Origin of the sequence: Pedobacter sp. (genome assembly GCF_035566355.1) — a bacterium.
Taxonomy (GTDB): Bacteria; Bacteroidota; Bacteroidia; order Sphingobacteriales; family Sphingobacteriaceae; genus Pedobacter.
Map to the genome: position 1 here is coordinate 1 of NZ_DATMRL010000080.1, position 26,399 is coordinate 26,399.

Annotated in this window: 23 protein-coding genes and 1 pseudogene; 9 read left to right on the forward strand and 15 right to left on the reverse strand. The window is 41.6% G+C overall.

The genetic code is table 11. The features are described from left to right. The 5 genes and pseudogenes from VNZ46_RS02940 to VNZ46_RS02960 all read right to left on the reverse strand — a co-directional run. Window positions 1-709: pseudogene (locus tag VNZ46_RS02940) on the reverse strand (hypothetical protein); the annotation flags it as partial. Then, window positions 702-1,976, reverse strand: a complete 1,275-nt coding sequence (locus tag VNZ46_RS02945; protein WP_325558585.1) for an aspartate kinase — start codon at window positions 1,974-1,976, stop codon at window positions 702-704. The pseudogene VNZ46_RS02940 and the gene VNZ46_RS02945, both read right to left, overlap by 8 nt. A 3-nt stretch (window positions 1,977-1,979) precedes the next feature. Beyond that, window positions 1,980-2,792 (reverse strand): DUF3298 and DUF4163 domain-containing protein, encoded by an 813-nt coding sequence (locus VNZ46_RS02950; protein ID WP_325558586.1) that lies wholly within the window; start codon window positions 2,790-2,792, stop codon window positions 1,980-1,982. Between the two features lie 4 nt (window positions 2,793-2,796). Then, entirely contained in the window at window positions 2,797-3,261 is a 465-nt protein-coding gene (locus tag VNZ46_RS02955; RefSeq protein WP_325558587.1) for a GNAT family N-acetyltransferase, read from the reverse strand. Next, window positions 3,258-3,947, reverse strand: a complete 690-nt coding sequence (locus tag VNZ46_RS02960) for a YggS family pyridoxal phosphate-dependent enzyme (protein WP_325558588.1) — start codon at window positions 3,945-3,947, stop codon at window positions 3,258-3,260. Before VNZ46_RS02960 ends, VNZ46_RS02955 begins: the two co-directional genes overlap by 4 nt. 161 nt (window positions 3,948-4,108) lie before the next feature. Between VNZ46_RS02960 and VNZ46_RS02965 the strand changes: the two genes are divergently transcribed. The 4 genes from VNZ46_RS02965 to VNZ46_RS02980 all read left to right on the forward strand — a co-directional run bounded on the left by VNZ46_RS02965 (window position 4,109) and on the right by VNZ46_RS02980 (window position 8,461). Beyond that, entirely contained in the window at window positions 4,109-4,651 is a 543-nt protein-coding gene (locus VNZ46_RS02965; RefSeq protein ID WP_325558589.1) for a DUF4296 domain-containing protein, read from the forward strand. 2 nt (window positions 4,652-4,653) lie between these two features. After that, window positions 4,654-7,029: an endonuclease MutS2 gene (locus VNZ46_RS02970; RefSeq protein WP_325558590.1), complete on the forward strand. Its 2,376-nt coding sequence runs from the start codon at window positions 4,654-4,656 to the stop codon at window positions 7,027-7,029. 63 nt (window positions 7,030-7,092) lie between these two features. After that, window positions 7,093-7,794 (forward strand): CoA transferase subunit A, encoded by a 702-nt coding sequence (locus VNZ46_RS02975; RefSeq protein ID WP_325558591.1) that lies wholly within the window; start codon window positions 7,093-7,095, stop codon window positions 7,792-7,794. A 7-nt stretch (window positions 7,795-7,801) separates the two neighbouring features. Further along, entirely contained in the window at window positions 7,802-8,461 is a 660-nt protein-coding gene (locus VNZ46_RS02980; protein ID WP_325558592.1) for a 3-oxoacid CoA-transferase subunit B, read from the forward strand. Here the strand turns inward: VNZ46_RS02980 and VNZ46_RS02985 are convergent. The 3 genes from VNZ46_RS02985 to VNZ46_RS02995 form a co-directional block, all read right to left on the reverse strand. After that, entirely contained in the window at window positions 8,458-9,099 is a 642-nt protein-coding gene (locus VNZ46_RS02985) for a uridine kinase (protein WP_325558593.1), read from the reverse strand. The two genes, VNZ46_RS02980 and VNZ46_RS02985, sit on opposite strands and share 4 nt — an antisense overlap. After that, the gene (locus VNZ46_RS02990) at window positions 9,089-10,531 is read right to left on the reverse strand and encodes a LysM peptidoglycan-binding domain-containing protein (protein WP_325558594.1); all 1,443 of its coding nucleotides are present in this window, start codon (window positions 10,529-10,531) and stop codon (window positions 9,089-9,091) included. Before VNZ46_RS02990 ends, VNZ46_RS02985 begins: the two co-directional genes overlap by 11 nt. Before the next feature lie 378 nt (window positions 10,532-10,909). Continuing rightward, window positions 10,910-11,389 (reverse strand): Dps family protein, encoded by a 480-nt coding sequence (locus VNZ46_RS02995; RefSeq protein WP_108552446.1) that lies wholly within the window; start codon window positions 11,387-11,389, stop codon window positions 10,910-10,912. 355 nt (window positions 11,390-11,744) lie between these two features. On the opposite strand from VNZ46_RS02995, the gene VNZ46_RS03000 reads away from it, so the two are divergent. After that, window positions 11,745-13,559 carry a UbiD family decarboxylase gene (locus VNZ46_RS03000; RefSeq protein ID WP_325558595.1) on the forward strand — a complete coding sequence of 605 codons (1,815 nt, stop codon included), beginning with the start codon at window positions 11,745-11,747 and terminating at the stop codon, window positions 13,557-13,559. A gap of 85 nt (window positions 13,560-13,644) precedes the next feature. On the opposite strand, the gene VNZ46_RS03005 is transcribed toward VNZ46_RS03000, so the two are convergent. Next, on the reverse strand, window positions 13,645-15,174 hold the full coding sequence (locus VNZ46_RS03005) for a hypothetical protein (protein WP_325558596.1): 1,530 nt from the start codon (window positions 15,172-15,174) through the stop codon (window positions 13,645-13,647). A gap of 20 nt (window positions 15,175-15,194) precedes the next feature. After that, window positions 15,195-16,058 carry a hypothetical protein gene (locus tag VNZ46_RS03010; protein ID WP_325558597.1) on the reverse strand — a complete coding sequence of 288 codons (864 nt, stop codon included), beginning with the start codon at window positions 16,056-16,058 and terminating at the stop codon, window positions 15,195-15,197. 103 nt (window positions 16,059-16,161) lie between these two features. Here VNZ46_RS03010 and proS point away from each other — a divergent pair, with 103 nt between their 5' ends. Genes proS through VNZ46_RS03030 form a run of 4 tightly spaced genes read left to right on the forward strand, consistent with a single transcriptional unit; the run spans window position 16,162 to window position 20,252 of the window. Then, the gene (gene proS / locus VNZ46_RS03015; RefSeq protein ID WP_325558598.1) at window positions 16,162-17,634 is read left to right on the forward strand and encodes a proline--tRNA ligase; all 1,473 of its coding nucleotides are present in this window, start codon (window positions 16,162-16,164) and stop codon (window positions 17,632-17,634) included. Between the two features lie 42 nt (window positions 17,635-17,676). Continuing rightward, entirely contained in the window at window positions 17,677-18,816 is a 1,140-nt protein-coding gene (locus tag VNZ46_RS03020) for a cystathionine gamma-synthase (RefSeq protein WP_133780347.1), read from the forward strand. A gap of 6 nt (window positions 18,817-18,822) precedes the next feature. Then, window positions 18,823-19,686: a TIGR02757 family protein gene (locus tag VNZ46_RS03025; protein WP_325558599.1), complete on the forward strand. Its 864-nt coding sequence runs from the start codon at window positions 18,823-18,825 to the stop codon at window positions 19,684-19,686. Between the two features lie 56 nt (window positions 19,687-19,742). Beyond that, a complete protein-coding gene (locus tag VNZ46_RS03030; protein WP_325558600.1) occupies window positions 19,743-20,252 on the forward strand; it encodes a YdeI/OmpD-associated family protein in 510 nt (169 codons plus the stop codon). Here the strand turns inward: VNZ46_RS03030 and VNZ46_RS03035 are convergent, their stop codons facing one another. The 5 genes from VNZ46_RS03035 to VNZ46_RS03055 form a co-directional block, all read right to left on the reverse strand. Then, window positions 20,253-20,981: a polyprenol monophosphomannose synthase gene (locus tag VNZ46_RS03035; protein WP_325558601.1), complete on the reverse strand. Its 729-nt coding sequence runs from the start codon at window positions 20,979-20,981 to the stop codon at window positions 20,253-20,255. Between the two features lie 118 nt (window positions 20,982-21,099). Continuing rightward, the gene (locus tag VNZ46_RS03040; protein ID WP_325558602.1) at window positions 21,100-22,590 is read right to left on the reverse strand and encodes a peptide MFS transporter; all 1,491 of its coding nucleotides are present in this window, start codon (window positions 22,588-22,590) and stop codon (window positions 21,100-21,102) included. 52 nt (window positions 22,591-22,642) lie between these two features. Next, window positions 22,643-24,412, reverse strand: coding sequence for a peptide MFS transporter (locus tag VNZ46_RS03045; RefSeq protein ID WP_325558603.1), 1,770 nt, complete (start codon window positions 24,410-24,412; stop codon window positions 22,643-22,645). Between the two features lie 226 nt (window positions 24,413-24,638). Next, window positions 24,639-25,562, reverse strand: a complete 924-nt coding sequence (locus VNZ46_RS03050) for a hypothetical protein (RefSeq protein ID WP_325558604.1) — start codon at window positions 25,560-25,562, stop codon at window positions 24,639-24,641. Between the two features lies 1 nt (window position 25,563). After that, window positions 25,564-26,399 (reverse strand): acetyl-CoA C-acyltransferase (locus VNZ46_RS03055; RefSeq protein ID WP_325558605.1); only part of this gene is annotated, 836 nt, incomplete at its 5' end.

Sequence of the window (26,399 nt, forward strand, 5' to 3'; positions counted from 1 at the left end):
TTTTTAGAATAAAGAGCAGTTCTTTACATTCATTTCTGGTGCTTACAATATGCACTTCACTAACAAATTGTAATTCTTTGATCCCGGCGGTGATGTCGAGCAGGGGCGAGGTCTTGATGATGACCTGGTCTGATTTAGACAGGAGTAAATCCATATTCTCAATCACATTTGGTGTGCAGTCTTTAAGCATGAAAACTTTGCCAGACTGACTTCTTCTTGCGGGATCAATATAAATGGTGTTAAAATGCCCGGGATAGGTTTCCAGAAAGGCCAATCCATCACCTGCTATGCATTGAATATGATCTGCGCCAAGTGTTTTCAGATTATGGGCTGTAATTTCTGAGAGCTCAGTATTAATCTCGCAGTGGACCACCTTTTCTGCTTTTTTCGAAAAGTAATAGCTGTCTACTCCAAAACCGCCGGTAAGATCAATTAAGGTGCCACCGTCAATTAAACCTGCTTTATAGGCTGCAGTTGTTTCTGAAGAGGTTTGTTCTATAGATAAGGGCTCAGGATAATAAATTTGCGCTGCGGCAAACCAGGTAGGCAGCTTTTTCTCCGCTTTCTTTTTGGAACTGATTTGTACAGCCAGTTCTCTGGAAGACAGATGTTCAAAAGGGCTTTTGGCCATAGCAAGCTGATGTACATCAGCTTGCAGGTGGCTGCTGATATAGGCCTGGACTTCCTGATGTAGAATAGACTTATTCAATAGCTGTTTTATCTTTCATTACGATCTGGCAGGTATGCCGGCTTTTGACCTCCAAAAGAATCTCTTTGTTTTCTGTGACCCTGTCTATCGTACCTTGATTGTAGTAACGAATGGTGACTAGTTCCAGTCCGGTATTGTATTTAACTTTATAATGCTCCGATAATTCTTTGATCAGCCGATCTGTTTTTTGTTCATCCTGGTCTACACTTACTGAAAAGCTGATGGCAGAGTTCAGCATGGTATTGACTTTTACTTTATGCTTATGGAAGAGACTGAAGATATCACTGAGGTTTTCCTCAATGATAAAGGAGAAATCTTTCGGAAAGATAGAAATCAGGACCTGGTTGACTTTAAAGATGAAGGAGGGTACGGGCAGAGGCGCATTGAGGGCGGTGATTTCCGTGCCCGGACTTCCTGCATCAACAAAGGAACGGACATACAGAGGGATATTCCTGTTTTGCAGGGGTTTTATGGTTTTTGGATGGATCACTGTTGCTCCGTAATAGGTCAGTTCTATGGCATCGTGATAAGAAAGCTGTGGAATCCTCTCCGTTTCTGCAAACCATTTTGGGTCCGCATTGAGTACGCCAGGCACGTCTTTCCATATGGTTAGTGCAGTGGCATTCAGGCAAGCGGCAAAAATAGCAGCAGAGTAATCTGAACCCTCACGTCCGAGCGTGGTTGTGAAATTTTCGCTGGTGCTGCCAATAAAACCTTGTGTAACGACGATAGATTTTTCCAGAAGGGGCAGCAGGTATTTCTGGATTTCAGCTTCTGATTTAGTCCAGTCCACTTTACCTTCCCGGTAAGTATTGTCTGTTTTAATATAATTTCTTGCATCGGCCCAGATGGCATTACATCCTGCTGATTTCAAGTAGGCGGTCACTATTTTTGTAGAAACCAATTCTCCTATGGAAACAATCTGATCGTAGATATAATCTGGCGCGTCGCTGGCTTCTTCTTCCAGGAGCCATTCAATTTCAACAAAGGTATTGGCGATGTCGTTGAATACGGGGTTGTTATGATCGCTGAAGAGGTCATTCAGAATGTGATAATGATAGGTTTTGACTTCCTCCAGCAATTCATGGGCCTGTCCGTCATCAAAGAGATAGGATCTGGTCAATGCTTCAAGTTTGTTGGTCATCTTGCCCATAGCAGATACAACGATAAGCAGGGGGCTGGCCGAAGTGCTTTTAATAATTCCGGCCATATTTTGGATGGATTTTGCATCACAAACAGATGCACCACCAAATTTATATACTTCCATATTTTATTTTAGTGCGGGTAGAACGGGATTGGGTTTCAGGATTTCTTTAATTTGTTCAAATGGAACCAGCAGTTCGGTGGTGCCGGCAGCATATGGCTTAATCTCATAAGGGTTATACAGAAATTTCAATCCCTGGTCTGTTATGGTAAAATTGCGTGGCAACGAAAAGGTATTCTTTTCGAAAAAATAATGATCTGCCAGGCTTTGTTTTGGAGTCAGTTTTTCGTTTTTTCTAAAGATTTTCTCTGCTGTTGCAGTTAATGCAGGAAGACTGCCTGGTTTGATCAGACTATCTATCGTTACGCTTTTATCACTGATGGTGCTATAGTTATGGAACACGATCGCGTAATTTGGATGTGCACCTCCTGCATAATCTATAAAATCATATCGTAAACCCAGGTATCCTTTTCGTTGCTGCTGCACCTTGATACGAACTTCCTTAAACCAGGTTTGCTGATCGTCTTTGTTGTCTTTTTTATAGTCATCAAAGCCTTTGATAAATCCTGCAGCGAGTTCACTGTAATTTTTATATTCTGGATCGTCAGGACTGTCTGTTTTCAGTGCGGCTGCCTGAATAAATGAATTGATCTTATTGCTGCTGAATACCGGATAGACGATAGTCGCTTTAGTCGTATCCTTACTGCTTGCCGGCAGTGCCAGTTTGCTGTATACTTTAAGTGAATCGTATTTAAACGTTAAGGTGTCTGTAATAGCAGTAACCTCAGTGTTCGTGGAGTCGGCCGCCTGGCCACCTTTTTTTTCACTTTGACAGGCAAGGATGCTTGATAGAGCAAGTAGTGCAGCAATCTTTTTCATATCTCTATTTTTTAATTTGTTCTTTGGAAAAGGAAGCATTTAACCAGCCTGATTCTATACTGGCCTCATATTTTTTATAGAAATTGATTGCAGGTTCGTTCCAATCCAGCACCTGCCAGTTCATTCCATTGTAGTTTTTGTCTTTTGCTTCCTGCATTACGGTTTCAAAAAGGAGTTTCCCAACTCCTTTTCCGCGATATTCTTCAGTAACAATGAAGTCTTCAAGGTAAAGACGGCAACCTTTCCAGGTAGAATAGCGTGTATAATAAAGGGCAAAACCTATGATCTTATCCTTGTTTTCAGCAACAAATGCTTTCCATACAGGTTTTTCTCCAAAGCCTGCATCTGCAAACTCTTCCAGGGTCACTGTGACTTCCTCTGGTAGTTTCTCATAAATTGCAAGCTCATGGACGAGTTCAAGGAGTGCCGGACAATCTTGCTTTTCTGCGACGCGGATAATTATACTCATTCTGCTTTAAAATGTTTGATTTTTCTTTTACCAAAGATGTTGCTGCCAATTCTTACCATGGTACTGCCTTCTTCTACCGCGATTTCATAGTCTGCAGACATTCCCATGGAAATTTCTTTAAAATAATCATCTTTCCGGAAATAAGTCAGTTTAATTCCATCAAATAAAACTTTCAATTCCTGGAATTCATCGCGGATCTGTTTTTTGGATTCTGTATTGGTGGCAATCCCCATTAATCCTACAATTCTAATATTTTTCAGACTTTCAAATTCTTCGGATCTGAGCAGTTCTATAACTTCATCAAATCCCAGGCCGAATTTGGTATCTTCATCTGCAATATAGACCTGTAAAAGGCAGTCAATTACCCTGTTGTTTTTTGAGGCTTGTTTGTTAATTTCAATCAGGAGTTTTAAGCTGTCTACAGATTCAATGAGACTGATGAACGGTGCAATATATTTTACTTTGTTGGTTTGCAGGTGGCCAATTAAGTGCCATTCAATATCTTTTGGTAAGAGGGCCTGTTTGTCGACAAGCTCCTGTACAATATTTTCACCAAAAATCCTTTGTCCGGCATCGTAAGCTTCCTGAACTGCATCGGCTTCGTTGTTCTTAGAAACAGCGACCAGTTTCGCGGAGGTACTTTCTAATTCCTTTTTATATTTTAATAAGTTATCGGCTATGCTCATTTATCAGTATTTTTGGTAAAATTAACAACCTTGACGCAATTTGCGGCAAGAAAAGATAATGTTTACAGATTGATGAAGCCAGGCGTAGCTTGTATAGGCAGATGTGGAGCGTTTTAAAGAAGGGTTGCTTCGGGGTTTGTAGAGAAAAATTTGATGATACGATGAAGAAGATTTTGTTAGCGGGGATTGCATCTTTATTCCTGTTCGGATGTAAGCCCCCTGTTCCCAAAGATATTATACAACCTGATGATATGGGGAAAATACTGTATGACATCCATATTGCCGATGGATATGTAAATACGATTCCTCTGCCGGATTCGGCTAAAAAGGTTGCTTCTTCTTTTTACAAGGGCATTTATAAAAAGTATGGAACTGACTCCGCGGCCTATACGAAAAGTATGAACTTTTACTATACGCATCCGGATCTGATGAGCAGTATCTACGAAAAGATAAAGGTAGATTTGACAGCGGCTAAAAAGAAGGTGGATAAAGTTGTTGCCGATTCTGTGGCTGCTGCGCAAAAAAAACTCCAGAAGAAGTTAGACACGGCAAAAAAAACTGCAGTACTAGACCCTAAATTAATCAAGAATGTAAAGGCTAAGGATTCTTTATTGGTTAAAAAGGACAGTGCATTAGTGAAACCTAAGAAGAAGATCAGGAAGAAAAAGTTAAGGAAGGTTCAAATTCAAACGACGCAAAAGTAATTATGTTATATCCCGAAAATTGTTTGGAACGTTTAGGTTTCAACGAAATTAGAGGACTCATCCATAAAAATTGTTTAAGCCCTATGGGACAGCAAATGGTGAGTAAGATGCAGGTCATGACCAATTATGACCAGATAAATAAATTTTTAAGACAAACCAGAGAATTTAAAAGTATACTGGAAAATCAGGAACCCCTGCAGATCAGTACTTTTTTTGATATTAAATATTTAGCAGATAAAATCCGGGCTGAAGGGAGTTACCTGGTGGAGGAGGAGTTGTTCCAGATGTATGCCTCTCTTCAAACGGTATTCTCTGTACTTCGTTTTTTTGACGAAAGAAAAGAAGTTTATCCTAACCTGGAAGCTTTATTTGAGCATCTGCCTGTAGAGAAAAACATCCTTAAAAAGATTGAAACTGTTCTTGATCCCAAAGGTAAGATCAAACCTAATGCATCTCCTGCTTTGCAGCAGATCATTGGGGATATTGCAAAAGGTGAGCAGGAAGTCAGGAAAAAGATGGATGCCATCTATAAACAGGCTGTTGGAAACAACTGGGTGGCTGATGGAAGTCTGACCATTCGTGATGGCAGGATGTGTATTCCGATTCTGGCTGAAAACAAGAGGAAACTGAAAGGATTTATCCATGATGAGTCGGCCAGCGGCCAGACGGTATATATGGAGCCGGAGGAAGTTTTCACCTTAAATAATAAGTTAAGGGATCTGGAATTTGATAAACGCAGGGAGATCATTAAGATTTTGATTGCTTTGACCAATGACCTGAGGCCTTATACTCCTTTATTATTGTCTTATCATGGCTTTTTAACCAAGCTGGATTTTGTACGGGCAAAGGCACTTTTTGCGATAGAGGTGGAGGCAGATATGCCGGTTTTGGTAAAAGAAGCCAGGACTAAGCTGGTCAATGCAAGGCACCCACTCTTGTTTCTGTCTTTCAAGGAAGATCGGAAAACCGTGGTTCCGTTAAATATGCAGATTCACGATACGTTGAGGATATTGCTGGTTTCCGGACCTAATGCCGGGGGGAAATCTGTTTGTATGAAAACGGTTGGTCTGTTGCAGATTATGATCCAGAGTGGCTTATTGATTCCTGTTCATGAGTCGAGTGAGGTAGGTATATTTGACAATATCTTTGCAGATATTGGAGATGATCAGTCTATAGAAAGTGATTTGAGTACTTATAGTGCCCATTTGACAAAGATGCGGTATTTTGTAGCGCATGCTACACCGAAGTCGCTGGTGCTGATTGACGAGTTTGGAACTGGTACAGACCCACAGTTCGGCGGACCTATGGCAGAAGCCGTGCTGGAGGTATTGAACAATAAGAAGGTTAGGGGGGTAATTACGACCCACTATTCGAACCTGAAATTGTTTGCGGGTAATACGCCTGGGCTTGAAAATGCTTCTATGTTGTTTGATAATGATAAAATGAAGCCTTTGTATGTACTTGAGATTGGAAAACCAGGGAGTTCATATGCTTTTGAGATTGCACAGAATATTGGTTTGCAGCCTGAAGTTTTAAAACTGGCCAGAGAAAAGACGGGTACGAATCAAAACCGTATAGATAGTTTGCTGGTGGATCTGGAGAGAGAGAAGAAGCAGATTTACGATACGAAGATCCATCTTTCTACCCAGCAGAATAAGGTTAAAAACCTGGTGGCTGAAAATGAAAAGCTGAAACTCTTCCTGGAGGAAAATAAGAAGAGCCTGATGAAGGAGGCGAAGCTGGAGGCACAATCCATTATTAAAAATGCGAACAAGCTGGTCGAGAATACGATCGCCGAAATTAAAGAAAAACAGGCAGACAAGGTTGCAACTAAAGAACTTCGGCAAAACCTGCAGAAACAGCTGGTGCAGCATCAGGTGAAAGAAGAGAAGAAACCGGAAGCGCCTGTACAAAAATTGAATACACCTATAGAGGTTGGAGATTGGGTACAACTCAATAATAGTGAAACAACTGGACAGGTTCTGGAAATCAACCGGGATAACCTGGTGGTGGCACTGGGGGATCTGAGATCTGTTTTGAAAAAGAACAGGGTGCATAAGATCAGCAATACGCAGGCGAGGAAAACGATACAGGCCAATTCTTATTCTGGTAGTATTTCTGAAGCCATCAGTTCTTTTACTGCGGAACTGGATTTAAGGGGAATGCGGGGTGAAGTGGCTTTACAGGAAGTTGAAAAGTATTTGGACAGATCTGTTATGATGGGCTTTCCTTTTATTAAACTGATTCATGGAAAAGGTGACGGGATTCTCCGGAAGCTGATCCGTGAGTATCTTAAAAAGTACAGCCAGGTTACCCGTGTTGAGGATGAGCATGCAGACCGGGGCGGAGATGGTATTACGTATGTATATTTAAAATGATAATAACCTCCGGGCTAACAAAGTTCGGGGGACTTTTTTTAATTTAGCAGTCAAACCAAATATATGATCAATAAAGTGGTATCGGGGGCTATAGAAGCCATCCGGGATATAGAAGACGGTGATACATTAATGCTGGGGGGATTTGGCCTTTGCGGGATTCCTGAAAACTGCATTAACGCACTGGTGAATAAGAACGTGAAGAACCTGACCTGCATTTCCAATAATGCCGGCGTAGATGATTTTGGCATAGGGCTGATGCTGCAGCAGCGCCAGGTTAAAAAGATGATTTCTTCTTATGTTGGAGAGAACGCAGAATTTGAAAGACAACTGTTGAGCGGTGAACTGGAAGTTGAACTGATTCCGCAAGGTACTTTAGCAACACGTTGCATGGCTGCCGGGTATGGTATGCCCGCAATATTTACACCTGCGGGTGTGGGTACTGAAGTGGCTGAGGGTAAAGAAGTGCGAAATTTTAATGGTAAGGATTACCTGATGGAGTATGCTTTTGAGGCTGATTTTGCAATTGTAAAGGCCTGGAAAGGAGATACTGCGGGTAACCTGATCTACAGATCGACCAGCAGGAATTTTAATCCGGTAATGGCTATGGCTGGAAAAGTGACCATTGCTGAAGTAGAGATTCTGGTGGAAGCCGGAGAACTGGATCCGGATCAGATTCATACACCCGGGGTATTTGTACACCGTATTTTTCAGGGTGCTGACTATGAAAAGAGAATTGAACAACGTACGGTAAGAACTAAAAATTAAGGGTCACATGCTGGATAAAAATGGAATTGCGAAACGTATCGCAAAAGAGATAAAAGATGGTTACTATGTGAATCTTGGGATTGGTATTCCAACATTGGTTGCCAATTATATTCCTGAGGGAATCAATGTCGTTTTACAGTCTGAGAACGGCTTACTGGGGATGGGGCCTTTTCCTTTTGAAGGAGAAGAGGATGCCGATCTGATCAACGCCGGAAAACAAACGATTACGACCTTACCTGGTTCCTCTGTCTTTGATTCTGCCCTGAGTTTTGGAATGATCAGGAGCCAGAAGATTGATCTGACTATATTAGGTGCTATGGAAGTTTCTGAAAACGGGGATATTGCCAATTGGAAGATCCCGGGTAAAATGGTGAAGGGGATGGGAGGCGCAATGGATCTGGTCGCTTCTGCTAAAAATATTATAGTGGCCATGCAGCATGTGAATAAAGCGGGGGAGAGTAAGTTGCTGCCAAAATGTACCCTACCGTTAACAGGTGTACATTGTATTAAAAAGATCGTAACCGAGCTTGCGGTTCTTGATGTACTGCCTGAGGGTGGCTTTCAGTTAATCGAAAGAGCCCCGGGGGTGAGTGTAGATTACATTAGAAACGCAACCTCAGGCAGACTTCTGGCCGACCATAATGCGCCGGAAATGCATATAGATTAATTGTCCTGACAGAATTTAGCTTTCAGATCAATAGCTATCTTTTCTGTAATTGCAATGATCTCATCGGGTGTGTTGGTATTGTTTAGCACAACCATATTGCATTCTTCTTTGTATGGCAATAAAAATTCTTTATAAGATGGCACAACGTGGTTGTGCCATTTGTATAATACGTCTTCTTCAGAATAGCCACGTTCCATACCGTCTCTCTTTACTCTGCGGTCCAGTGCTACGGATTCTTCGGCTTCTACAAAGATCTTATGGTCCAGCAATGCTGCGATTTCTTTGAAATGAAGGATGAAAAGGCCTTCTACTATGATAATTGGTGCTGGGCTGATCTCCAGGATCTTGACCACCGCCAAAGGGTTGTTAAAGTTGTATTCTTTTTTGTAGATCACTTCTCCTTTCAGGAGTTTCCTGATGTCGAGGTTGAACTGTTCGTTGTCAATGGTAGAGGGAAGATCAAAGTTGTACAATTTATTCTCTTCCTGTGTCATTTCTCCAACTGGGATGTAATAATCATCCTGTGAAACTAAAGTGACTTCGTCATTTTTAAAATGATGAAGGAAACAATTTAAAAAGAAAGTTTTACCGGAACCGCTTCCACCCGCAATCCCGATAATAAAAGGTTTATTGTTCATTAGTATCTTGTCCGCTGTAGGTTAAATTACAAAAAAATCTTTTGTCCAGCGCACCCAGTGCGTCTGCTACAGCTTTTGTCATTACAATGATAACATCTTTTGTGGATTCATTCTCTGTAAATTTACCAACAACCTTTGCAAAAGTAGAGCGGTTGCTCATTGGATTGGTGATTTTTATTACTGTTCCTATTGGTGCAGTGCGGTGTAACACAAGCATTTTGGTCGGATCAAGGCCTTCTTCTGCAATCCATACAGCTGTCCCTTTCTCATCAATTTGATTCAGTCCATATCTGCTTGGCGCGTATTTTAAGGAAGGGTTTTTAATGGTTGATACGCTATCGGTCTCCGCATCTGAATCTGTTACCGGCGGAGTGTAAGGTTTTTTTACCGGATATTGTCCCTTGATCAGTAATTTTTGGCCGACTCTAAGGGAGGCATCCTGCAAATTGTTCTTTGCTTTTACCTGGTCCATGGTTAAGCCATATTTTGTGGCAATGGAATAAAGAGTTTCATTTGAGGCAACTGTATGTTCTATGAATTCTTCTTGTGCTGATGTATCTGCAGGAGACTGCAGGGGTTGTGTCTTTTTGTCCAGGCCTGGTTTTTTCTGACCTGTCTGTGTTGTTTCTGTTAAAACAGGTTGGCCTGCATTGGACGTTTCAGTATTTTGACCTGGTTTAGCTGGAATTTTTAAGACCTGAGCTATTCTAAGGTTACTGGAGTTTAGTCCGTTGAGTTTTTTGATCTCCTCAATTGTTGTTCCGTATTTGTCGGCCAGCATGCCCAGGTTTTCTTTGGCTTTTACCACATGCTCAATATAAGCTCCGTTTTCTCCTGCAGTTGCATCTGTACTTTTTACAGCTTCAGGACGTTTGGATGGAAAGATTGGCTCATTAGCGGCAGCTTGTGTTGGTTTCTGTGCCGGCTTTTGCTCCTGTTGTTTTTCTGGTTGCTGCTGGGTTTCTGCTTGTGCCGGCATTTTTAAGACCTGACCTATTCTCAGATGAATCGAGTTCAGATCGTTGATCCTTTTGATTTCATTTACTGTAGTTCCAAATCTTTCTGCAAGCCTGTTCAGGTTATCTTTGGGCTGTATGGTGTACTCTGTATAGTTTCCATTATCGGATGATGTATTTGCAGGTGGGTTTTTTGCCGCTGTGCTGATCTGATCTTTAAATGGAATATTGGTTGGTACTTTAATGATGACCCCGATTTGAAGGTATTTATTGTCGTTAAAGGTTATGATCTCTTTGGGCTGAACATTGTACAGTCTTCCTATAGAATAATAGGTGTCGTGCTGAACTACTTTATGGATGATTACTTTTTTGCCTTTTAGGTTTTCTACGCCTATTGAGTCTCTGAGGTTAGAGGCTGAGGCAGAGGATATGTTGAGGAAGGCAGCTACTGCTGCCAATATATAATATTTTTGCATTAATGTCGTGTCAAGTTAATTCTGGCAATTATACGAATAAATTCTAAGAGCTTAAATTCTATATCAAGAACGGGAAAGAAGGGTGCGTATTATAAAGCAGTGTGAAAAAAAGCTTGCTGGAAAAAACAATATTACTCTTCGAGGACTGGACTCCTTGCCTCGCTGTGCTCTTGTGGCAAGGCGCCCTGAGGTCCTCTCAGAGTAATATTGTTTTTGTATGGCGCATAGCTGTGAGGGGTGGTCCGGGAAGGAAAGGAAAAAAGGGGGGGGATGGTGAAGATGAGGTTAGTGTTATGGTAAGTTTTATAGTGATAAGGTTTGTAAAACAAGAAAGCCCTGCTTTTGGAGCAGGGCTTTATTAAGTTGAATAGGGATGTTTTATTTCTTGTTTGCGAATGAGCGTAGCATCCAGGTGTTTTTTTCTTTGAATTGCATGAAACGGTTGACCATATCGTTGGTGCCGTCATCTCCGGCTTTGTCTGTTGCTTCCAGCAACTCCCTTTCCAGTTGGATGAGTTGTGACATATCGTCGAGAATAGCATCTACCATATCGAGGTCTTTAAGACCTATGGTATTGATCTCTTTAATGGAAGACTCACTGATGTAATCTGCAAAGCGGCTATGTGGTGGTTTACCCAGGGTAAGGACACGTTCTGCAATTTCATCAATGGTCAGTTGAGCGTTGGTATATAATTCCTCGAACTTAAGGTGCAGGGTAAAGAAGTTCTGTCCTTTAATATTCCAGTGGCATCCTCTTAATTTTTGATAGTGTATATGATAGTTTGCAAGATAATCGTTGAGCATGTCTACTACTGGTTTTACCTTTTTTTCATTCAAACTAATCTCTTTAGCGTCCATAGTAATTGTTGTTTTTATTTTATTAAATCTGTTTAGAATACAACAACTATCCCAGCCAAGAGTTTTGGAAAAATGGCTTTCTACCATATAAACAAAGAAAATTATAGGTATACATTACAATATACATTACAATATACATTACAATATACATTACAAAATAACCCTATCCTCCATCTCTATGCACCCTGCCCGGACTCACCTCCTTTGCTAAGCGCCATATAAAAAATCAATATTACTCCGAGAGGACCTCAGGGCGCCTTGCCACAAGAGCGCAGCGAGGCAAGGAGTCCAGTCCTCGAAGAGTAATTTGATTTTTTCCAACAAGCTTACAAACTTAACTTTAACTTTGTAGGCAATGGGATATAACAGCTTATCAGAATGTGTTGCTGATTTAGAAAAACACGGACATCTTATACGTATAAAAGAAGAAGTAGACCCTTACCTGGAAATGGCGGCAATCCATTTGCGGATTTTTGAACAGGAAGGTCCGGCCATTCTATTCGAAAAAGTGAAAGGAAGCCCTTTTCCTGCAGTATCCAACTTGTTTGGCACTTTGGAAAGGTCCAAATTTATGTTCAGGGACAGCCTGGATAAAGTTCAGCAATTGGTAGGGCTTCGTTCAGACCCAATTAAGGCACTTAAAAACCCATTTAAATATGCTGGGGCAGGCTTAACCGCACTCTCGGCTTTACCATTGAAACAAAGCCTTTTTAAAGCTACTTTTAGTAAAACGACCATTAGTCAGCTTCCGCAAATTGTAAACTGGCCGATGGACGGCGGACCATTTGTAACTATGCCACAAGTCTATACTGAAGATCCGGATAAGCCAGGTGTGATGAATTCCAACCTGGGTATGTACCGTATACAACTGGCCGGAAATGAATATATCAAAGACAAAGAAATCGGATTACATTATCAGATCCATAGAGGAATAGGCGTTCATCAATCCAAAGCCAATGCAAAAGGACAGCCTTTAAAAGTGAGTATTTTTGTAGGTGGCCCTCCTTCACACCCATTGGCGGCGGTGATGCCTCTGCCAGAAGGACTGTCAGAAATGACCTTTGCGGGAGTCCTGGGTAACAGACGGTTCCGTTATTTCTATGACGACGAAGGTTTCTGCATCTCTGCAGATGCTGATTTTGTGATCACAGGTACGGTTTATCCGCAGGAAAATAAACCAGAAGGTCCTTTTGGAGATCATTTGGGCTATTACAGTCTGACGCATCCTTTTCCTTTAATGAAGGTGCACAATGTATATCATAAAAAGGATGCCATCTGGTCCTTTACTGTAGTAGGAAGACCTCCGCAGGAAGATACAAGCTTTGGTGCACTGATCCATGAAATTGCAGGTTCGGCGATTCCCCAGGAAATCCACGGGCTGAAAGAAGTGAATGCAGTCGATGCGGCTGGTGTGCATCCATTGTTGTTTGCGATAGGGAGTGAGAGATATACACCATATTTAAAGGAACGCAGACCGCAGGAAATCTTGACCATTGCCAATCATATTTTAGGTAAGAACCAGTTGAGTCTGGCTAAATATGTGTTTATTGCTGCGAGAGAGGATGACGAAAAGCTCAGTACGCATCATATCAGGGCTTTTTTGAAGCATATACTGGAACGTATGGATTTTACCAGAGACCTGCATTTTTATACGCAAACCACGATAGATACCTTAGATTATAGTGGAGAAGGATTGAATTCTGGCTCTAAAGTGGTGTTTGCTGCGGCCGGAGAAGTGAAACGTCAATTGAGTACGGTATTGCCTTCAGGTCTTGTTACAGATGGATGTTTTTCCGGGTATCACATGGCTATGGAAGGGGTTATGACCGTTCAGGCTCCATCTTATTTGAATAAGGATCAGGCAGACGTTGAAATTAGCGAATTGAAAGATCAGCTTCAACAACAGAATCTGGGAGGTCTGGGCTTAATTGTACTTTGTGATGATGCAGCGTTTACAGCCAAAGATATTAATAACCTGGTTTGGGTAACCTTTACCAGAAGTAATCCTGCGTCTGATATAGATGGGGTAGGTAGTTTTGTTAAAGATAAACATTGGGGCTGTACAGGTCCGGTTATCATAGATGCGAGAAAGAAACCGCACCATGCTCCTGAGCTGATCAAAGATGCTCAGGTAGAAAAGAATATAGAGCGTTTTAAACTTTCTCTGTAGGAGGTTTTGTTCCTGAAATAGGTTTCAAAATAAAAGCGCTGATGTCAAGACATCAGCGCTTTTATTTTGAAGATTCTCCGGCTTTTTAGAAGCGAACTCCGAAAGTCAGGAAAACATTGTTTTTACTCAATTTTGTTGTTGCAGTAGGGTCCAGTGAAGCATCAGTTCCTACAGTATAAGGAACGAATGTTTGATTGGTTTCTACTCGCTGATAAGCCAGGTCAACATAATATTGATTGATTCTGTAGCCTAAACCTGCGCTATAATATTTAACCTGAGCCTGTTTGTCAGGATCTTGTTTATAAGGAGTACCATTCAGCCCAAAACCTGCGCGAAGCGTAATCGGATCTATTTTGTACTCACCACCAACACGGAAGTTAACAGCGCTTTTGTAGAAATCTTTAACATCCTGGTTGTTGTTGTTTAAAATTGAGCGATCATCCATGGTATTGTAATCCGATGTAGTGCTCAGTTTGATGCTGGAGTAATTTACAAAATCCACGTCACCGGTTAACAAACCGTTACCAGCAATAATTACACTTGCACCCACTGAAGTTTTCATAGGAGTCCTTAAGGTATATTGAAATACATAATTGTTCTGATCAGGTCTGTATACTGAATTTCCAGGGTTATAAAGTGTATTTACAGCTTCTGAATAAGTATCTTCTACATGCATCCAGGTTGGTGTTTGAAAGGATGCTCCAATTCTAAATTCATTTATTGGTTTATAGATGATACCAATCCTTCCGTTAATTCCATTACCTCTGGTTGTCTGAGACTGCAGATAAGAAGCAGTGTAGGTGTCACCAACTTTTGGATCTGCAGGTAATTCCTGCGGAGTGGAAGTCAGTGAACCCATTTCGCTGAAATTAGAGTCATAGTCATAATGCATGGTCACAAATCCTATGGAAGCACCAATATAAACCTGGTTGGAAATGTTCATGGATCCGGCAAAGTTAAACTCAGAAGTAGATCCCCACCTGTTTTGATTGTAGGCTTGATTGTTGTTGAGTTTCGAATTTGCTTTTTGGTAGACGCCAGAACTCGTTTCATTGATCAGGAAATTGTCATAGCCTAACTGACCTAGTCCTAGAGGTAGGTCTTGGTGAGTTTTGCCTGTATTGTTTGCCTGTTCGGCAAAATAATCGCCTAAAGAATTGTTCGGGTTCTTTCCTGCAAAACTTACGCGCTGGCTAAAATCGCTGTTTCTGTTGTATCCAATTCCCCAAACAAAACTAACTACCCCCTGATCCAGATTAGAGCCTTTAGCTCTGATAACCGGATTATACCAAACTATACCCGCCTGGTTTAAGTTAAAACTGTTTTTTGTATCGTTGGAGTTCTGACCAAAATAGTTTGATTTTGAACCTGTGTTGTTAAACTCAGGTGTGATGCTGAATTCAGATCTGGTAAACATTCCCAGTCCGGCAGGGTTACCGCCAATGGAACTGATATCTCCGCCTAAACTGGTTTGAGCATTTCCCAGTCCTTTGAAACGGGCTGAACTGCCATAGTTAGTTTGCGAGAACCTAAGGGCATCACCCGCGTATTGTGCATATATTACTCCAGTATTGGCTACCATAGCCAATCCAAGAATGGTAAGGAATTTTTTCATTTAATAGGGTTCTTGTTTAACTAGTTTCTACCACCTCTTTGACTTCTGCCGCCACCACCGCCGCCGCCGCCATAATTACCGCCGGAATTAGATGGAGGGGAATAACTAGGTCTGCTGTCTCTTTGAGGAGTATAACTTTCCGTTCTGCCTTGTCTTGGTTGTATATACGGATTGTCAGGTCTGCTGCCAGAATTTACATTTGCCGGACGGCTTGATCTGCTTCTTTCTGTATAGCTTACACCGTTGGTTGTTCTGATCACACCGCGACCATTATAACTGCTGTTCATATTGCTGGACCTTGGAGTATAGCCAACGCCATTTTCTCTGCCCCTGTAAGGTCTTGCACCATAAATGGTGTTTCCAGGTAAACGGTTGACATAGCCGCCGCCCCAGTAACCACCGCCCCAATATCCGCCACCCCAGAAGCCACCGCCCCAATATGGGTTGTAGCCCCAGTAAGGAGAATAACCCCAGCCACCAAAACCATAGTAAGGATTCCAGATGCTGTTGTAATAATTTCCAAATCCCCAGCCAAAGCCTAATGACCAGCTGCTGGAATACGGAGAGAAACCGTTATAGCCATAATAATCACCATAATATGGGTCATAATAATTTCTATATGGGCTTCCGTAATAAAATCTGTTGATGCGTGACGAATAATCCATATCGTAATTAGGGTCACTGCTTCCGTAATCATCATCGTAACTATCGCTGTATTGGGAAGACTGCCCTGGTTGGGGCTGTACATATTCCTGAGCCTTAGCTACAGAGTTGTATACGTCATCGTTGCCGCTGCCTTGCTGCGCCAACCTCGGTGCAGAACAGGAGGAAATCACCACCACTGCTGCAACCAATATTGGAGTAAGTAATCGAATCGGTTTCATATATGTGAATTGTTTGTGTGTGTTACAATTATTATAGGTATAAATTTATAAATTTGCGACCTACTATACAAGAAATTTAACACAAAAAACGTTCCAGACAGTTATGAGCAAAGGTATTACAAGCAAAAACGAAGATTATTCCCAGTGGTATAACGACATTGTTATAAAAGCCGATCTTGCAGATCATTCAGATGTAAGGGGCTGTATGGTAATTAAGCCGTATGGTTACTCGATTTGGGAAAAAATGCAGTCTGTATTAGATCAAAAATTTAAAGATACTGGTCACAGCAATGCTTATTTTCCTTTATTCATTCCAAAGTCATATTTTTCAAAGGAGGCTTCTCACGTAGAAGGTTTTGCCACAGAATGTGCCGTTGTGACACATTATCGATTGAAAAATGACGGTAATGGAAACATTGTTGTCGATGAAACTGCCAAACTGGAAGAGGAGCTGATCGTAAGACCGACTTCTGAAACCATTATCTGGAATACATATAAAGGCTGGATCCAGTCGTACAGAGATCTGCCTTTGCTGATCAACCAATGGGCAAATGTTGTCCGCTGGGAAATGAGAACCCGGCTGTTCCTGAGAACGGCAGAGTTTTTATGGCAGGAAGGGCATACTGCGCATTCTACTGCGCAAGAAGCTATTGAAGAGACAGAACGGATGCTGGACGTATATGCAGACTTTGCTGAAAACTGGATGGCTTTACCAGTGGTTAAGGGAAAGAAAACACCAAATGAGCGTTTTGCAGGAGCTTTGGATACCTATTGCATTGAAGCATTGATGCAGGATGGAAAGGCATTACAGGCAGGTACGTCTCACTTTTTAGGACAAAACTTTGCAAAAGCATTTGATGTGAAGTTTACCAATAAAGAAGGAAAAATAGAGCATGTTTGGGCAACGTCATGGGGGGTATCCACCCGTTTGATCGGTGCTTTAATTATGGCTCATAGTGATGACCAGGGATTGGTTTTACCTCCAAAACTGGCTCCGATACAAGTGGTGATTGTTCCAATCTATAAGGGAGAGGAAGATCTGAAGAACATCAGCAATTTTGTAGATGAACTGATCCCTAAACTAAAGGGAATGGGTATCTCTGTGAAATACGATGACAGAGACACCCAACGTCCTGGATTCAAATTTGCAGAATATGAACTTAAAGGTGTACCTGTCCGGATTGCAATAGGCGGAAGAGATATGGAGAATGGTACCGTTGAAATTGCCAGAAGAGATACCCGTGAGAAACAAACCGTTCAGCAGGAAGGATTAGATATTTTTGTTCAGCAATTATTGGAAGATATCCAGGCGAATATCTATAAAAAAGCTGCGGATTATAGAGAAGATCATATCACTGAAGCGAATTCGTACGATGAGCTGAAAGAACTTCTGGACACCAAGGCCGGATTTATTTCTGCGCATTGGGATGGTACACCTGAAACAGAGCAAAAAATAAAAGAAGAGACAAAGGCTACAATCAGATGTATTCCGTTAAATAATAAACAGGAAGCTGGTGTATGTATTTATTCAGGTAAACCTTCTATACAACGCGTACTGTTTGCCAGGGCTTATTAAATAAGGATCTGGTAAGTTTAATTTTGAAAATAAATGAATAAGATGAAATTTGCAACCAAAGCTATACATGCAGGTCAGGAACCGGATCCAACTACCGGAGCGGTAATGACCCCGATTTATCAGACTTCTACCTACTGGCAAAAGTCGCCGGGCGATCACAAAGGATTTGAATATTCACGTGGAACGAATCCAACCAGACAGGCTTTGGAAAAATGCCTTGCCGCGTTGGAAAATGCAAAATATGGCCTGGCTTTTTCTAGCGGTATGGGTGCAACGGATACGGTTTTGAAATTGCTGAAGCCTGGTGATGAAGTGATTACCGGAAATGATCTTTACGGTGGTTCTTATCGTATTTTCACTAAGGTTTATGAAAAATATGGTATTAAATTCCATTTCCTGGACCTATCTAAACCAGAAAATATACTGCCTCATTTAAATGACAAGACCAAGCTGATCTGGATTGAAACACCAACCAATCCAACCATGCAGATTATTGATATTGAAGGGGTTTCCAAAATTGCAAAACAGCACCACCTGATCCTGGCAGTAGACAATACTTTTGCCTCTCCTTACCTTCAGAATCCAATGGATCTTGGAGCGGATATTGTCATGCATTCCGTAACTAAATATATCGGTGGCCACTCTGATGTAGTGATGGGGGCATTGCTGGTGAATGATGATCAGTTGTATAAAGACCTTTGGTTTATCTATAATGCATGCGGCGCGACACCAGGTCCTCAGGATTCTTTCCTGGTACTGAGAGGAATCAAAACTTTGCATTTGCGTATGAAAGCGCATTGTGAAAATGGTGAAAAGGTGGCTCGTTACCTGAAGAACCATCCGAAGATCGATAAGATCTATTGGCCTGGATTCGAAGATCATCCTAACCACGACATTGCGAAAAAGCAAATGAGGGGATTTGGTGGTATGGTTTCGATCACGCTGAAAGGAGCAGACCTGGCAGAAACGTTCAGAGTGGCTTCTTCATTTAAAGTGTTTGCTTTGGCAGAATCTTTAGGTGGTGTAGAATCACTGATCAATCATCCAACCACCATGACGCATGGTTCTATTCCTAAAGAAGAAAGAGAAAAGGTTGGGGTTACAGATAACCTGCTCCGTTTAAGCGTTGGAGTGGAGGATATCGATGATTTACTGGCAGATTTAGAACAAGCACTTAAATAACAACGGTTGGAATTTCTGGAACTTAAGGATTTTTTGGATGTGAAGGTTGGAGAGTACAACCAGCCAGGCTTTATTCAAAATGATCCAATTTGTATTCCCCACCGTTTTTCAAAAAAACAGGATATTGAAATTGCCGCATTTTTTGCGGCAATTTTAGCTTGGGGGCAGCGTAAAACCATTATCAATAAGTGCACGGAGCTGTTTGCCCGGATGGATAATGAACCATACGCCTTTATGACTGGTCATTCCGATCAGGATTTGAAAAGTTTGCTGGGCTTTAAGCACCGTACGTTCAATGATACCGATCTGTTGTATTTTGTGGAGTTCTTTCATCAGCATTATAAGAGATCGGCTAGTTTGGAAACGGCTTTTTTGCCAAAGGGGAGTTCTCCGTTCAGAGAAGAATATTTGACCGTCGTTCAGGAGGAGGAACAGTCTGTTTATGCCTCCTCGTCTTGTATGCTGGGAGAAATGAATCATCCCGCATTGGATATTGAACAATCTCTGAACCATTTCAGAAGCTATTTTTTTAGTCTTCCGGATTTTCCCAGGAGAACGATTAAACATGTTTCTTCTCCTCTTCAGAAATCGACCTGTAAGCGTTTAAATATGTTTTTAAGGTGGATGGTGAGAAAGGATAGTTGTGGTGTGGATTTTGGCGTTTGGAATATCATCAAGCCGGCAGATCTGATTTGTCCTTGTGATGTACATGTAGACCGCGTAGCCCGTAAACTTGGTCTGATTGAGCGTAAGCAAACCGACTGGAGAACTGCTGTGGAACTGACCATTGAACTTCGGAGACTTGATCCGCTTGACCCGGTAAAGTATGATTTTGCCTTGTTTGGCTTAGGTGTTGAAGAAAAGTTCTGATAATTTTGGTGCATTTTTTATCTTTAATCTCTGGATGACTTAAGCATTTTAAACGCATGGTAACTTTTAGCGCGGAGATTGAAAAATTTGCAGAAATGGGTGAAAAGACAGGCTGGACTTATGTCTTCATTCCCCAGCATATTGCTGCCCGGATTAAAGCAGATTGTAAAAAGAGTTTCCGGGTAAAAGGTAAAATTGACCAGACGCTTATTGAAGGGATGGCAACTGTTCCGATGGGGGAGGGTGATTTCATCCTGGCCTTGAAAGCCAGTTTGCGAAAACAACTCCGCAAAGAAGCCGGGGCTGTGGTGAATATTGAGCTGGAAGAGGATAAGGATTTTAAGATCGAGATTCCCGAAGATCTGGAACTTTGTTTGTCTGATGAAGATCATTTGATGGCGCGTTTCTTAAAATTGCCAAAGTCACATCAGAACTGGTACATCAACTGGGTAAATTCTGCTAAAACTGAACCTACAAGAACCAAGCGGCTGGTAAGGATCGTTTCTGCTATGGACAGGGAAATGACCTTTGCTGAAATGATGCGGGAAGGAAAAGAGAAGAAATAATCAGACTCTTTTATAATTTCTGAACCAACTGCCTATTTTCATCTGGATCACGCCTACAAATGCTTCCCTGAAAATCCTGGTACTCATTTTTGAAACCCCCTCTGTGCGGTCGGTAAATATAATGGGAACTTCAACCACATTAAAACCGTATTTGATGGCGGTAAATTTCATTTCGATCTGGAAGGCATAACCCACAAACCGGATTTTATCCATTGGAATGGTTTCCAGAACAATCCTTCTGTAGCATTTAAAACCAGCTGTTGCATCCTGAATGCTGATGCGGGTAATAAAACGAACATACATCGATGCAAAATAAGACATCAGCACCCTGTTCATTGGCCAGTTGACCACATTTACACCATTTACATATCTTGAACCAATGGCTACATCTGCGCCATTTAAGCAAGCCTCTCTCAGACGGACCAGATCATCCGGATTATGAGAGAAATCTGCATCCATTTCAAAGATAAATTCATATTTCCGCTGCAGAGCCCATTTAAAGCCATGAATATAGGCCGTTCCCAAGCCTAGTTTACCTGTTCTTTGTTCCAGATGGAGCGCCGGATACTCTTCCTGAAGGCTTTTTACGATTTCTGCAGTCCCGTCAGGAGAACCATCGTCTATAATTAAGATCTCAAAGAGGAAAGGAAGTGAAAATACTTTCCTGATGATTCTTTCAATGTTTTCCTTTTCGTTATAGGTAGGAATTATTACTAAGCTGTCTGACACTTGTGACCGGTATTTTTAATGTATGAATTGCAGAATCGCCGAAATTAATCATTAAAAATGAAAAACCCTGTAACCGGGTGGGGTTACAGGGTTAAAATATGTTAAATCCAGTTTCAAGCTAGCTAACACCCTGCATCAGTTTTTTAATGAACGGGGAACAAATGATCAGGAATATACCTGCAATTGCTGCGTAGATACCCAATTGGTAATAGCCTGCAGTGTAGGAATGCAATTTTTCCATAAGGGTAGCACCTTCATCTACAGACATGTCTGCACCAAATTTTCCGGCGGCAAACTGACCGAATGCACTGGCGAGGAACCACATTCCCATCATCATACCTGTAAGTTTTTTTGGCGAAAGTTTAGTCACCAGCGACATTCCGATCGGGCCGAGGCACAATTCGCCAAGTGTCATCAATAAATAACCAAAAGTGAAGAGGTTCAGTGATGTGATCCCATTGGCATCTGCAAGAAAACGGGTATAAAAGAAGGTGTAAAACGTAGCGGCCAGAAACAAAAATCCGATACCAAATTTAATGACAGAATTTGGCTCTATTTTCTTTTTTGACAACCAAAGCCACAACAGACCAACCAGCGGACTGAAAAGAATAACGAAGAAAGAGTTGGAGCTGTTGTTGATCACATTAGGGTCAATCTGGAAAAACAGCAAGGTATGGCTAAGGTTCTTTTCTGCAAAAAGAGATAGGGAGCCACCACTTTGTTCGAAAATAGCATTGAACAGGAAGTACAGGAAAATAAAAATAAAAGCGGCAAGCAGCTTCATCTGGAATTTTCTGTCTTTTACCTTATAAGTTTCGTAAAGAAAATAAATGATACAAAGCGGGGCAATCGTATACATGAAATAATCGGTATACTTTGTGTTCTGCACCATGATCAGGATCAAAGGAATAGAGATCAAAGAAAATATATATACGCCGATCTCTCTCAGTCTTTTTTTGCTTACAGGCATTTCTTTTAACGGAGAATCACCGATTGGACCCAGTTGTTTTTTGGTAAACAGGAAGGTAATCAGACCAATTGCCATAACGATTGCTGCAGCCAGGAAGGCATAGTTCCAGGAAACATATTTTCCAAGATATACGCATAATGCACCACCTAAAAGGCCTCCGATATTGATACCCGCGTAGAACATTCCGTAACCAGCATCCCTGCGGTGATCGCCTTCTTTATAAAGGTCACCCACCATAGAAGAAATGTTGGGTTTGAAGAAACCTGTGCCTATAATAGAAAGGGTGATACCAATGTAAAAGAAATCCTTTGGTGAGGATGCAATGATCAGGTTTCCAAGGATCATCACCATTCCGCCAAAGAACAATGATTTTTTAAAGCCTAAAACCTTATCTGCAAAGATACCTCCCAAAAAAGTGAAGGCGTAAACAAAAGATTGTATGGCTGCATATTTTAGATTGGCATCCTTATCAGAAAGGGAAAGACCAACGATTTTGTCGATCATGAAAATGGTGAGCATACCCCGCATTCCGTAGAAGCAGAAACGCTCCCACATTTCTACCAAAAATAATGACCAAAGCTGCTTAGGGTATTTACCCTCAAAATTCTGGATTTCGTCCAGCGTGATGTTTTCTTGCATTCTATTTTATGTTAATCTAAAAAGCCTTTAGCAGATACCAAAGGCTTTTTATTTATTTTACACCGTGCATTAATTTTTTAAGAACAGGAGTCAGCATCATAATGATCAGACCAAGGCCTACCGGAATAAAGGTAAAGATCAGAAAGAAGGTAGACATGGAGTATTTGGAAGTGATCTCATCGATCATACCACCCATTGTACCTGCAATCTTGTTTCCGATTGCAATAGCCAGGTACCAGATCCCAAACATAATCGCGATCATACGTCCCGGAACGAGTTTGCTCACATAAGATAAACCTACCGGTGAAATGAACAATTCTCCCAGGGTATGGAAGAAATAGGCAAGTACCAGCCAAACCATACTTACAGAAGCGACGGCTGCACCCTGTGGAATGCTGCTGGCACCATAGGCTAAAGCGGCGAAGCCAATGCCCAGAAGAATCATACCAAAGCCGTTTTTAAAGGTCGCAGAAGGGTTGTATTTGCTTTCCCATAATTTGGATACAATAGGAGCACAGCTAATGATGAACAAAGAGTTCAGAATTCCGAACCAGGTAGCGGGCACCTCTGATTTTACTTCAGAATATTGTTGTTTCAGCATGTAGATCACAATGACCCAGATGATCACGAAACCTGAGGCCAGAATAATATTTCCCAGCGCATATTTTCCAAAAGTTTTGGCAAATAAACGCATCAATACATAAGAGATGATGGCCAGAGGAACAATGGTGATCAAGGTATTTACAATATTGAAAATGATCTTGGAATCTCCGGTTAAGATGCGCTGTGTATAATCTTTGGCAAAGATGGTCATTGAACCACCTGCCTGCTCAAATGAAGCCCAGAAGAAGATGGTAATGAAGGCCAGAATAATCACAGCAATCATTTTGTCGCGAAGTACAGGCGTATATTGTGCAATCCTCTTGATCAGGATAAAAATAAATAAGGCAAGTGCAATCAGGATGGCGAAATTACTGCCCTCAATGCCACCGATTTTAAAGTTAAACAAATTGAAACTGGTAATTTTGGAAACCGGATCGTTGATGATCCAGGCTAACCCAATAACAGAAAGTAAACCAATGATGCCCAGGTCAAATGAAGAGAATGGATTTCTTGTGGATTCTTCAGGTGTTTCTGAAAAGTCTTCTTCTTTATCTTTAACAGGTTTCAGACCAATGTTCCCAAAAATGTTCTGTGTAAAGTAGAACTGGAGCATACCAATAAACATAAAAACACCAGCCAGGCCGAAACCATAAGACCAGCCCCAGTTTGGATTTTCGCCGATATAACCGCAAAGCAGCATACCCAGGAAAGCTCCGGCGTTTACACCCATATAGAAAATGGTATAGGCGCCGTCTTTTTTCTCCTGATGTTTTTTGTACATCTGTGCAATGATCGAGGTCATGTTTGGTTTAAAGAAACCATTACCAATCACCAGCAGGCCTAAACCTAAATACATAAATGCATGGTGAAACTCCATCGCCATGGATAAATGTCCAAGGGTCATGATCAGCGCACCAACCAATACTGCCCATCTGTAACCGATAATCTTATCTGCAATATAACCGCCTAAAATAGGGGTCAGGTAAGCTAAGCCGGTATAAGAACCATAAATAGCTAAGGCATGCGCCCTCGGCCATCCCCAGCCAGGGTTATCTCCAATAATAGATGAAGTTAAGAAGAGTACCAGCAAAGCCCTCATTCCGTAATATGAAAATCTCTCCCACATTTCGGTAAAGAATAGAACAAACAGCCCTGCCGGATGTCCTAAGACCTTACTTTCGAAAAAATTATTTGGATGATCCAAACTTTGTGCATTCATGTGTTGTTTTTTTGTGTAATAATTTATAGAAAAGGTTCAGTTAGTTCGTTGGAGTGTCAGGAGAAGAATCTCCTGTTATTGAGCGGGATAGTTATTTTTCTAATATGTTTCAATTGCCCTGCCAGTGATAAATTTTGTGTGTTGTTGAATTGAACGATCTCGCAAGATAGGGACATACGAGCAAACTCACAAATTTTTAATTCTACATCCACCATTGAAAAGCGCGTTAAAATTTCTTCTGGGCAGGTATTTGCTTGTTCTTTGGATCTATGTAAAACTCATCATTGGTGTCTGGATCATTGTTGACTTCAACATTTTCAACCAGTTTTAAGCGGCCGCCTACTGGCTTGTAGGCATCAAAACTTGAATCTGATGCATAAAATTCAAAATGATCTGCCATTTCCGGACTTAAGGGGGCGAGGTGATCAAAAACAATCATACCTATTTTCTTGTCCAGGCGGAGTGTCATGGAATTGAGTTTACTGTATTCGAAAACTATCCGATTTTTTACAGAACTGTTTTTAGCGTCCTGGAAAACAGCCTTGCCGAATATCGGTTCACCCTGGTTAAAGGATAGTACCTCGATGACTTTTTTAGAGGTTTTAGCATTGTTACCTTTCCAGCCCAATAAAGCATAATAGGTCTGCTTGCCACTGTTGACAACAGGTACGATCTCATAATACCGGCTGCCGAACCATTTTTTAGGCGAAGTGACTTCATTGTCGTCCTTAAATTCAGCTGTACCATCTATCAGGGGGAAAAGTTTCAGGCTCCCATCTTTAGTGGCCATTTGTATGGTACCAAAGAAACGGAAGCTACCACTGTTGGTAGGCAGGGCCCAGGAAAAAATTCGGAAACTGTTATCTGGCGATTTGACAGTAGAAATATATTTTAAAGAGTCAAAAGCAAAGCTGTAGGATCCGGGAATTTTTAATGCGGTGACCAGGGTTTTGATCAGACTGGCATTGGCAGCAAAACGGTCTGTATTTTCCTTGGCGGCTTGAATAGATTCTGTAAGATGGATCATAGAATCCTGCAGGGCATGTAGCCGTGGGCCAGCATTTGAATTAAAGGTATGCTGTGCCCGGGCAGCAGCCAGGTAACAGCATACCGTTAAGGTTAGCAGGATATGCTTTCTGAACAGCAGCATATCAGCTGTATTTTTCTACGACTAATGCGCTGGCTCCGCCACCGCCGTTACAAATTCCGGCTACGCCAATTTTTCCATTGTTTTGAGCAAGTACAGAAAGGAGCGTTACCACGATCCTTGCACCAGAAGCGCCCAATGGATGGCCAAGGGAAACCGCACCGCCATTCACATTGACCTTATCATTGTTGAGTTCCAAAAGTTGGTTATTGGCCAGGGAAACGACAGAAAAGGCTTCATTAATCTCAAAATAATCAACATCTTGTATGCTTTTGCCTGCTCTGCTTAAAGCTAGTGGAATGGCCTTTGCCGGGGCAGTAGTGAACCATTCAGGTGCCTGCTGTGCATCAGCATAAGCTAAAATTCTGGCAAGAGGTTTTAAGCCCAGTTCCTTTGCTTTATCCGCACTCATCAAAACCAGTGCAGCTGCGCCATCATTGAGGGTAGATGCATTGGCTGCTGTTACGGTACCGTCTTTTTTAAATACCGGTTTAAGGGAAGGTATTTTGTCAAATTTTACGGCAAAAGGTTCTTCATCATTGCTCACCAGGGTGATTTCGCCCTTACGGTCTTTCACTTCTACAGGAACGATTTCTGCGCTGAACTTACCTTCGTTTTGTGCTGCCTGAGCTTTTTTATACGAGGCAATAGCAAATGCGTCCTGATCTTCACGGCTGATGTGGCATTCTGATGCACATAATTCTGCGGCAGAACCCATGTGGTAATCATTATATACGTCCCAAAGGCCATCTTTAACCAGGCCATCTGTAATTTGTCCATGGCCTAGACGGTAACCTGTACGTGCTTTATCTAAATAATAGGGAACATTGCTCATGCTTT